Origin of the sequence: Streptomyces sp. NPDC047061, assembly GCF_040643955.1 — a bacterium.
Taxonomy (GTDB): Bacteria; Actinomycetota; Actinomycetes; order Streptomycetales; family Streptomycetaceae; genus Streptomyces.
In genome coordinates this window covers 1-9,000 of record NZ_JBEYVI010000099.1, presented here as the reverse complement: position 1 = coordinate 9,000, position 9,000 = coordinate 1, and the positions used below count along the sequence as shown (strand labels likewise).

Annotated in this window: 9 protein-coding genes and 1 pseudogene; 2 read left to right on the top strand and 8 right to left on the bottom strand. The window is 70.1% G+C overall.

The annotated features are described in order from the left end of the window. Window positions 1-212: 212 nt before the first annotated feature. The 3 genes from ABZ887_RS50605 to ABZ887_RS50595 are packed head-to-tail and all read right to left on the bottom strand — an operon-like array spanning window position 213 to window position 1,220. Window positions 213-539 (bottom strand): DUF1048 domain-containing protein, encoded by a 327-nt coding sequence (locus ABZ887_RS50605; protein WP_361306423.1) that lies wholly within the window; start codon window positions 537-539, stop codon window positions 213-215. A gap of 1 nt (window position 540) precedes the next feature. Beyond that, window positions 541-897, bottom strand: coding sequence for a DUF1048 domain-containing protein (locus ABZ887_RS50600; RefSeq protein WP_361306421.1), 357 nt, complete (start codon window positions 895-897; stop codon window positions 541-543). Next, window positions 894-1,220 carry a PadR family transcriptional regulator gene (locus ABZ887_RS50595; protein WP_361306419.1) on the bottom strand — a complete coding sequence of 109 codons (327 nt, stop codon included), beginning with the start codon at window positions 1,218-1,220 and terminating at the stop codon, window positions 894-896. Before ABZ887_RS50595 ends, ABZ887_RS50600 begins: the two co-directional genes overlap by 4 nt. A 626-nt stretch (window positions 1,221-1,846) precedes the next feature. Here ABZ887_RS50595 and ABZ887_RS50590 point away from each other — a divergent pair. Then, window positions 1,847-2,812, top strand: a complete 966-nt coding sequence (locus ABZ887_RS50590) for a hypothetical protein (protein ID WP_361306417.1) — start codon at window positions 1,847-1,849, stop codon at window positions 2,810-2,812. A gap of 172 nt (window positions 2,813-2,984) precedes the next feature. Here ABZ887_RS50590 and lysA read toward each other — a convergent pair. Beyond that, window positions 2,985-4,320 (bottom strand): annotated as a pseudogene (gene lysA / locus ABZ887_RS50585) (diaminopimelate decarboxylase). After that, a complete protein-coding gene (locus ABZ887_RS50580) occupies window positions 4,317-4,655 on the bottom strand; it encodes an SAV_915 family protein (RefSeq protein WP_361306415.1) in 339 nt (112 codons plus the stop codon). The pseudogene lysA and the gene ABZ887_RS50580 overlap by 4 nt, the downstream one beginning before the upstream one ends. A gap of 273 nt (window positions 4,656-4,928) precedes the next feature. Here ABZ887_RS50580 and ABZ887_RS50575 point away from each other — a divergent pair, with 273 nt between their 5' ends. Next, complete coding sequence (locus ABZ887_RS50575) at window positions 4,929-5,495, top strand: universal stress protein (RefSeq protein WP_361306413.1); 567 nt, start codon at window positions 4,929-4,931, stop codon at window positions 5,493-5,495. Window positions 5,496-5,500: 5 nt separating this feature from the next. Here ABZ887_RS50575 and ABZ887_RS50570 read toward each other — a convergent pair whose 3' ends face one another. The 3 genes from ABZ887_RS50570 to ABZ887_RS50560 form a co-directional block, all read right to left on the bottom strand. Continuing rightward, window positions 5,501-8,044 carry a sensor histidine kinase KdpD gene (locus ABZ887_RS50570; protein ID WP_361306411.1) on the bottom strand — a complete coding sequence of 848 codons (2,544 nt, stop codon included), beginning with the start codon at window positions 8,042-8,044 and terminating at the stop codon, window positions 5,501-5,503. A gap of 1 nt (window position 8,045) precedes the next feature. Next, a complete protein-coding gene (locus ABZ887_RS50565) occupies window positions 8,046-8,729 on the bottom strand; it encodes a response regulator transcription factor (protein ID WP_361306409.1) in 684 nt (227 codons plus the stop codon). Window positions 8,730-8,862: 133 nt separating this feature from the next. Continuing rightward, window positions 8,863-9,000 (bottom strand): potassium-transporting ATPase subunit C (locus ABZ887_RS50560; protein ID WP_361306425.1); only part of this gene is annotated, 138 nt, incomplete at its 5' end.

The following is a 9,000-nucleotide window of genomic DNA, read 5'->3' as shown; positions in this document are numbered from 1 at the left end:
CGCCCGTCGAATACGAAGCCAACTACTACACCGAACTCAAGAAACCCCAGGTCATCACCACGATCTGAGATCTCTGCCGAACCCGGGGCGGTTCACCCTCGCCACCGCACCCGTCGCGCTGTGAATACCGATCCGCCGAGCGACAGGCCGCTGTCGCCGGGACGGTCGCCCCCACCACACACCGCCTCAAGTGATACGTCTGCCGGTCGGTCTTACTTCTCGGTCGTCTCGGATTTCCCGCCGATGGACTCTTGGTAAATGTCCGCGTAGGTACGCGAGTCCTTGACCAGCCCGTCACAGAAGGCAGCGACATCGTTCCCGATGAGTTCCAGGACTCCCTTGCCGGCCGCGACGCCCTCTTCGAAGAAGTCGACGATCCCCGGGAGCAGGGTCCCGTCGGACAAGCCAACCGGTCCGATCTTGAAGAAGTACTTCTGCATCTCCTTGTAGACGATCTGGTAGTCCGGTGGGAGCGCCTTGACCCGCGCCATGTGCGCCCGCCACTGCTTCTTGCCCTCGATGATGTCCTGAATGCCCACGTCAGCCTCCCAGCCGGCCCAATTTCCTTGCGACGTTCCGGTTCAGCTGCTCGCGCCAGCGGTCGCGATAGCTCCGAGCCCCTTCTCCGCCGGCCAGCGCCGCGCAGAAGCCCGCGACGTCGTCGCCGAGCACCTCGTGAACGCTCTGGCCGTCCGCCGCGGTTTCTTCGAGCAGCCCCAGGGCACCGTCCAGGATCGGCATCAGATTGCGACCCGTGAAGTCCCCGTAGGGGAAGAGATGGGCCTTGATCTGTTCCCATGCCGCCCGGTAGTCGGCCGGCAATGCCTCGGCCCGGGCTTCGAACGCCTTCCATTCCCTGGTGAGGTCGCTGCCGGTAATGGTCTCCCAGAAGTTCATCGTCCGCCCTCCCTGAGCTTGTCGATTCGCGATGAGAGGTACTCCCACTTCACCCAGAACTTCCCGAGTTCTTCGCGCCCCGCGTCGTTGAGCGCATAGAACTTGCGCGGCGGCCCCATCCCGGACGGTCGTTTCGCCACCTGGACGAGCCCGTTCCTCTCCAGGCGCAGGAGGATGGTGTAGACGGTCCCCTCGATGACGTCGGCAAAGCCGAGTTCGTTCAGCCGACGGGTGATGGCGTACCCGTAGGTCTCCTCACTGCCGATGATGTGAAGCACGCAGCCCTCAAGCGTGCCCTTCAGCATCTCCGTCAGGTCGTCCATCTCGGACCTCCCTCCGATCTTCCACTACTACGTAGTGCCGAGTACCACTACACGGTATCACGTAGTAGTCCGGCGGGCGCGGGCCGCGGAAGCGCCGGGAATCATCGGCGTCGCGTTTGGCGCGCGGCAGTTCGGCGGGAACTGGACGTTGCTTGCAGACAGGCACGTTGCTGTATGGGACTTGTACGGGCGTGGTGCCGAGCTACCCGCGCCGAATCGGTCTTCAGCTCTGCCACGGACTTGAGCCACACTCCGCGTGGCGAGCAGCCGACCAGGATGTGCCGGACCGGCCGCCTTGACGCTCGGCAGGCCGACCGTCACGCGCGCGGTCTGGTCGCCCGACGCGGGGGCCGACCGAGCCTTGTCGAGGCCGCACCGCCCTGCGAACATTCGTTCAGCGCAGGCTTGTTGCATCGCGAGAGGTCGCGAAAGGGGCACAAGGCATGGCGTTCTGGCGACGGGGAGACCGGCACGACCGTGCATCGGGCAGTACACCGCCGCACTTACCGGGGACGCCGTCACCCGGGTCCTCTTCTCCACCGTCCGGCTCCATCTACGACCCGCTCGAAGGGCAGCCCGGCACCGAGCCCCTTGCCACTCTGCGGAGCGGGGCCCTGCTCAGCGCGGTGGACCAGGCCAATGACGCGGCGGACGCCGCGCACGGCGACTGGTACGCCCTCGCCAGGAGCGCCGCCGTCCTCGGCCGGGCCCAGGAGAAGAGCGGCGACGCCGAACTCGCCGTCGCCGCCTACGACCAGGCGGTCCGTCTGTACAACGACAACTCCCGCGACATGGGCCGCGGCGCCGATGCCGTCACGGGGCTCGCCACCCTGGTGGACTGCACAGGCCGGGCCATGCTGCTCCACCACCGCCAGGGCCGCCGCACACTGACAGACTCCGCCTTCGACGTGGGACGCCTCTTCGCCGAGTTCCTCGCCGGGAACGGACTGACGGCCCCCGCTTCCCAGCTCCTCGGTCGCCGCGCCGCCGTACTCCAGCACACCGGGCAGCCCACCAGCGGCCTGCTGGACCCCGGGGTCCTTTCCCTGCTGGCCCCACAGGACACCCTGCGCGAAGCCACCTGGGCCGTGGCGGAGTACCTGGATTTCCCGGGCCCGCACACGCTGGCCGAGGCCCTTCGGGCCACGGGTGCCGAGAAGCAGCGGTGGGCGACCCGTCTCGCCGGCGCGCTGACCGTGGACGGCGGCCGCAAGGAGGACCGTTGGTCACCCACCCTGCGCGGCAGCCATCTCCTTCTCCTGCCCGACGCCGCCCGTGCCGTCTCCCGCGCCCTCGGCGATGCCACCAGCACGGCCAGGGACGGCTGGCGCCTGACCGGCCGCGAGATCCACATGTGCTACTCGGTTGCCTCCGGCCGCGGGGAACTGCGCCATACCCTCGGCGACCACGCCGAATACTGGGGCGGCCTCCTGCTCGCCCTGGGCAAAGACGCCCTTCGCGCCGACGACACCCCACTCGCCGCCGACTGCGGCAACTGGCTCCGCGGCGTGCTCACCCAGGCCGCCCCCTACACTCTCATCGCCCCCTGGGGACAGGAACTGCGGACCGGAGTCGAACAACTGCCGGGCTGAAGCCGCATGCTCAGGCAAAGGGTTCCGCCCGGCGACCGCTCCGGCACAAGCAGAGCCATGAGCTCACGAGCCGCACGTTTCCCCGAGGTCGAACGTCGTCCAGTACGTGCAGTACATCCTGTTCGGCGATTGATCCGCGCGTATCTCCTCGCGCATCCCCGCTCCGGCCCGGCTACAGGCCCACGTCGCGGCTGCGGATGTCCTCCAGGGACTCGCGGCGGACCAGGAGGCGGGCGATGCCGTCACGGACGGCGGCCACCGGCGGACGCCCGACCAGGTTGTAGCCCGAGGCCATGGATACGTGACAGGCGCCGGCCACGGGTACGGCGAGCAGGTCACCCGGGCGTACGTCGGCGGGGAGTCGGGCGTCGGCGGCGATGATGTCGCCCGCCTCGCGGTGCCCGCCGACCACGGTCACTGGGCCCCGGGGCCTCGGTGCTGTGCCTGCCGATCAGACGGGGCGCACAGGGGGCGCCGTACAGGGCCGGGCGCGGGTTGTCGCTCATGCCGCCGTCCACCGCCACGTAGGTGTGTGAGCCAGTGCGCTCGACGGACAGGACGCGGTGCAGGGCGATGCCTGCCGGGCCCACGATCGCCCGTCCCGGTTCGATGATCAGCCGGGGGACGGGGAGTCCGGCCGCGGCGCAGGCGTCGGTGAGTTCGGTGCGGACCTTGTGGGCCAGTGTCGTCAGGTCAAGGGCTTCCTCACCGGGGCGGTAAGCGATGCCGTGGCCGCCGCCGAGGTCGAGTTCGGGCAGGACCAGACCGTGCTGCTGGTGCAGGCGGGCCATGAGGCCGACCATGCGGCGTGCGGCGGCGAGGTAGGGCTTGGCGCTGGTGATCTGGGAGCCCAGGTGGCAGTGCAGGCCAGTGAGTTCGAGCTGCGGCTGGTCCAGTATCCGGGTGATGGCGTGCTGGGCGTAGCCGTCGGCGATGGAGAGGCCGCACTTCTGGTCGTCGGTGCCGGTGCGGATCTTCTCGTGACCGCCTGCGGTGATGCCGGGCACGACTCGGACCATCACCTTCTGGTGTCCGTCAGGTCCGACCGCCGCGGCCAGCATGGCGATCTCCGACGGGCTGTCGATGACGATGCGACCGACGCCCAGGCGCAGGGCGGTGGCCAGGTCGCGGAACGACTTGGCGTTGCCGTGCAGTGTGATCCGCTCGGGTGGGAAGCCGGTGGTGACGGCGAGTTCGAGTTCGGCGGTCGAGCAGACGTGGAGGCCAAGCCCCTCCTCGTCGATCCAGTGGACCATGGCCCGGCACAGGAACGCCTCGGCGGCGTAGAGGACTTCGGCGTCGGGGAAGGCGTGTCGGTAGGTGCGACAGCGGTCGCGGACCTCGTTCTCGTCCAGGACGTAGGCGGGGGTGCCGAAGCGGTCGGCGATCTCCGCGAGCGATACGCCGCCCACCGCCAGATCGCCAGGCCGGGGCTCGGTTGTCGAGGCCGGCCACACCGACAGTTCGGCGGAGGTGACGGTGGCAGTGGGTTCGTGGACTGTGGTCATCGTGACTGTCCCTGTCGGGCGATCCGCGGCGCGGGAACAGGAGCGGCGGGCTCGACCGGTGCGGGAGCCGGTGCCGGGAACTGCGGGTCCACCGTGACGCTGGTGATGCCGAGCGGTGCGGTCAGTGCGCGCAGGGCCGGTTCGGCGAGGTGGATCCACGCCTGGTCGGGGCCGAGCGTGGCGGTCAGCCGCCGTGCGGAGGTGAAGCCGACGGCCGTACGGTCACCGAGCGGGGTGCGGAAGAGCCGCGCAGCACACCCGGAGGGGCCCGGCCGGACCGGGACATGGAGGAGTCCGGCCTGGAAGTGGTCGGTAGGGTCGGGGTCGTCTGCCATGGGCGCCTCCCGGAGGGCAGGGAGCGAGTGCTCTGGAACGCCCCGGACGCGGGGAGGCGGACCGGGGCTCGCATTCGACGTTACGCCGCACCTGGGGCACCCGGACGTGCCCTGACGGGACGCTGACGTCCGTCCGGACGACCTTGACGGAGCGCTGACGCCGCTGGTGAGAGTGCATGTAAGGGTCCGTCAGGAGGGCGTCAGGAAGTGGTGCGAGGGGTGTTCGGAAGCCTCAGAACAGGGGTGAGATGGAACCGTTCCGAGGAGGATCAGATGTCCGAGTCCCGCCCGCCCTCAACCGCTCGCCTCGTAGTGGGAGTGAGCGGTTCGCCCGGCAGTCTCACCGCTCTGGTCCGGGCCGCAGACGAGGCGCGGCGTCGCGGGGTCGAGCTGTGGCCGGTGCACGCGTGGATACCGCCCGGCGGGGACCTCGCGGCCCGCAGGTCGCCGGCGGCGGCCCTCATGGTGCCGCAGTGGGAACAGCTGGCGCGGGAGAGGCTGCTCAAGGCGCTGCGTGACGTGTTCGGCGACACCGGCTCCGGGCTGCCCGGGCAGGCACTCGTCGCCCGGGGCGCCCCAGGACCGGCTCTCGTGCAGATCGCCGACCGGGAGGACGACGTCATCGTGGTTGGCGCCGGACGGCGAGGACGACTGCGTCGCGGGCTGCGGCCTTCGGTCGGCCGCTACTGCCTCGCCCACGCCGGCTGCCCCGTTCTCGGGGTGCCGCCGTCCCCGCTGCAGGCCGCGCTGGAGGCCGCGCACCGCCGGAACGTCCTGCGGCTGCGGCTGGACACTGGCCGTCTTCAGCGGGAGTTCGACACCGTGCCGCCCGGCGCCTGAGCTCTTCAGGGCGTGGTCGCGGCCGGTACGTCCGGCTGCTGTGGCAGCCGCTCGGGAGCCGTCGGTACCGCGAGCACCATGGTGAGGCCGCCCCCGGGCGTGTCCTCGGCGTGGAGCGTGCCGCCGACGGCCTCGGTGAAACCGCGCGCGACCGCGAGGCCCAGGCCGACTCCCGCGCCGCGGGGTGAGTCGCCGTAGCGCTGGAAGGGTTCGAAGATGCGGTCCTTGGCCTCGTCGGGGACACCGGGTCCACGGTCGACGACCCGTACCTCGACCCGGTCGGCGATGGCGCTCGCCGACACCAGGACCTTCTCCCCGGGCGGGCTGTACTTGACAGCGTTCTCGACGACGTTGGCGACGGCCCGCTCCAGCAGTCCCCGGTCGACGTGGACCATGGGCAGGGTCTCGGGGATGTCCAGTTCCACGCTGTCCTCGGGCACCCCGCCGAGGGCCATGGGCACGACCTCGTCGAGGTCGGTCTCGCGGATGATGGGGGTGACGGTCCCGGTCTGGAGGCGGGACATGTCGAGCAGGTTCCCGACCAGGAGGTCGAGCCGGTCTGCGCCTTCCTCTATGGCCTGGAGCAGTTCCGTCCGGTCCTCCTCGGACCACTCGACGTCGTCGGAGCGCAGCGAGGTCACGGCGGCCTTGATGCCGGCGAGCGGGGTGCGCAGGTCGTGGCTGACGGCGGCGAGCAGTGCGGTGCGGATGCGGTTGCCCTCGGCCAGTTCCTTGGCGCGGTCGGCCTCGCGTTGCAGGCGCTGGCGGTCCAGGACGACGGCGGCCTGGGCGGCGAACGCGGCCAGTACCCGGCGGTCGGAGGCGGGCAGCACACGGCCGCGCAGGGAGAGGGCCATGTGGTCGCCGACCGGTACGTCGACGTCCGCTTCCTCCGGATGCTCGGCGGGCTGGGGTCCCACGCTGCCGGCGCAGGTCCAGGGAGCCGTCTCGTCGGTCCGCTCCAACAGGGCCACGGAATCCATGCCGAAGGTCTCGCGGACCCGTTCCAGCAGCGCCTCCAGCGAGGTCTCGCCGCGCAGGACGTTCCCCGCGAGGTAGGACAGGATCTCGGACTCGGCGCGCAGCCGGGCGGCTTGGTGGGTGCGGCGGGCGGCGAGGTCCACGACGGAGGCCACCGACACGGCGACCCCGACGAAGATCACGATGGCGACGATGTTCTCAGGGTCGGCGATGGTGAAGGTGTGGACGGGCGGGGTGAAGAACCAGTTGAGCAGTAGGGAGCCGACCACTGCGGAGGCCAAGGCCGGGAAGAGGCCGCCCAGCAGGGCCGCCGCCACCGTCAGCGTCAGGAACAGCAGCATGTCGTTGGCCAGGCCGACCTCCGGGGTGACGCTGGTGAGGAGCCAGGTGAGGAGAACGGGCCCCAGCACGCCGGCGAGCCAGCCCCAGATGACCCGCGAGCGTCCCAGGCGAGCCCCGCTCGCCGTCGGCAGTCCGCGCCCCTTGCCGACCTCGTCGTGGGTGATGAGGTGGACGTCGAGGTCGGGTCCCGACTCACGTGCCACCGTGGCGCCGACGCCCGGCCCGAAGACGTACTGCCAGCTTCTGCGGCGGGAGACGCCGAGGACGATCTGGGTGGCGTTGACCCCGCGCGCGAAGTCCAGCAGGGCTGCGGATATGTCGTCGCCGACGACCTGGTGGAAGGTGCCGCCGAGGTCCTCGACCAGGGTGCGCTGGTCGGCGAGCTCCTTCGGGGAGGCGGAGGTGAGCCCGTCGCTGCGGGATATGTAGACGGCGAGCACCTCGCCGCCTGCGCCCTTCTCGGCGAGCCGCGCGGCCCGCCGGATCAGCGTCCGCCCTTCGGGGCCGCCGGTGAGGCCGACCACGATCCGTTCGCGCGAACCCCAGATGGTCGAGACCCGGTGCTCACTGCGGTACTCGGTGAGATACGCGTCGACCCGGTCGGCGACCCACAGCAGCGCCAGTTCGCGCAGGGCGGTGAGGTTGCCCGGCCGGAAGTAGTTGGACAGGGCCGCGTCGACCTTGTCCGACTTGTAGATGTTCCCGTGTGCCATCCGGCGCCGCAGCGCCTCGGGGGACATGTCGACCAGCTCGATCTGGTCGGCCCGCCGTACGACCTCGTCCGGCACGGTCTCCCGCTGCCGTACGCCGGTGATCGACTCGACGATGTCGCCCAGCGACTCCAGGTGCTGGATGTTGACGGTCGAGATCACGTCGATCCCGGCGACCAGCAGCTCCTCCACGTCCTGCCAGCGCTTGGTGTTGCGGGAGCCGGGGATGTTCGTGTGGGCCAGTTCGTCGACCAGGGCGACCTGGGGCCTGCGGGCCAGGACGGCGTCCACGTCCATCTCGCTGAAGACGCTGTCCCGGTACTCCAGCTCCTTGCGCGCGATCTGCTCCAGGCCGTGCAGCATCACCTCGGTGCGCGGCCGACGGTGGTGTTCCACGAAGGCGACGACGCAGTCGGTGCCCCGCTCGATCCGCCGGTGTGCCTCGGAGAGCATGGCGTAGGTCTTGCCCACGCCCGGTGCCGCGCCGAGGTAGATCCGAAGCTTGCCACGTGCCATGTCATCCCTCGAAGCGATAGCCCATGCCGGGCTCGGTGATCAGATAGCGGGGGTGAGAGGGGTCCCTCTCCAGTTTGCGGCGCAGCTGGGCCATGTAGACGCGCAGGTAGTTGGTCTTGTTGCTCTGCGAGACGCCCCAGACCTCCTGGAGGAGGTGTTTCTGTGTGATCAGCCGGCCGGGGTTGGTGACCAGGATCTCCAACAGGTGCCACTCGGTCGGGGTGAGCCGCACGTCCCGCCCGCCGCGGACGACCTTCTTGGCGAGCAGGTCGATGCTGAAGTCCCCCGTCTCGACGAGCGTCGTGTCGGGCACCAGCGGTGTGTCCTCGGTGCGGCGGACGGCGGCCCGCAGCCGGGCGAGGAGTTCGTCCATGCTGAACGGCTTGGTGATGTAGTCGTCGGCGCCCGCGTCCAGCGCGGCCACCTTCTCGTCGGAGCCCTGCCGGGCGGACAGGACGAGGATCGGCACGCGGGTCCAGCCACGCAGTCCCTTGATGATGTCGACGCCGTCCATGTCGGGCAGGCCGAGGTCGAGCAAGACCACGTCGGGCTGACGCGCGGCGGCGAGTCGTAGGGCCGTGGCGCCGTCCGGGGCGGCGTCCACTCCGTACTTGCGTGCCTGCAAGTTGATGACGAGGGCCCGCACCAACTGCGGGTCGTCCTCCACCACGAGCACCCGGGTCATGGGTGTGTGCCTCTCCTGTCGTACGTCGGGCCGTACCCGCGGGAAGCGGGGCGACCGACGTCATGACGGTGGGAGCCGGCGAATCCGGGACATTCACCCGGCCGCCGACTCCCGTGTGGGTCGCGTAAGGCCATCACTTCTTCGCTACGAGGTCCTTGAGCGCGATGTTGAGTTCGAGGACGTTCACACGCGGTTCGCCGATGAAGCCGAGGGTGCGGCCGTCGGTGTGGTCGTCGACCAGCTTCTGGACCTGGGCGACGGACAGGCCGTT

Excerpts from the sequence above, each read along its gene's own strand:
- ABZ887_RS50600 (WP_361306421.1), bottom strand. The coding sequence starts at position 897 with ATGAACTTCTGGGAGACCATTACCGGCAGCGACCTCACCAGGGAATGG.
- ABZ887_RS50595 (WP_361306419.1), bottom strand. The coding sequence starts at position 1,220 with ATGGACGACCTGACGGAGATGCTGAAGGGCACGCTTGAGGGCTGCGTG.
- ABZ887_RS50580 (WP_361306415.1), bottom strand. The coding sequence starts at position 4,655 with ATGGCAGACGACCCCGACCCTACCGACCACTTCCAGGCCGGACTCCTC.
- ABZ887_RS50575 (WP_361306413.1), top strand. The coding sequence starts at position 4,929 with ATGTCCGAGTCCCGCCCGCCCTCAACCGCTCGCCTCGTAGTGGGAGTG.
- ABZ887_RS50570 (WP_361306411.1), bottom strand. The coding sequence starts at position 8,044 with ATGGCACGTGGCAAGCTTCGGATCTACCTCGGCGCGGCACCGGGCGTG.
- ABZ887_RS50565 (WP_361306409.1), bottom strand. The coding sequence starts at position 8,729 with ATGACCCGGGTGCTCGTGGTGGAGGACGACCCGCAGTTGGTGCGGGCC.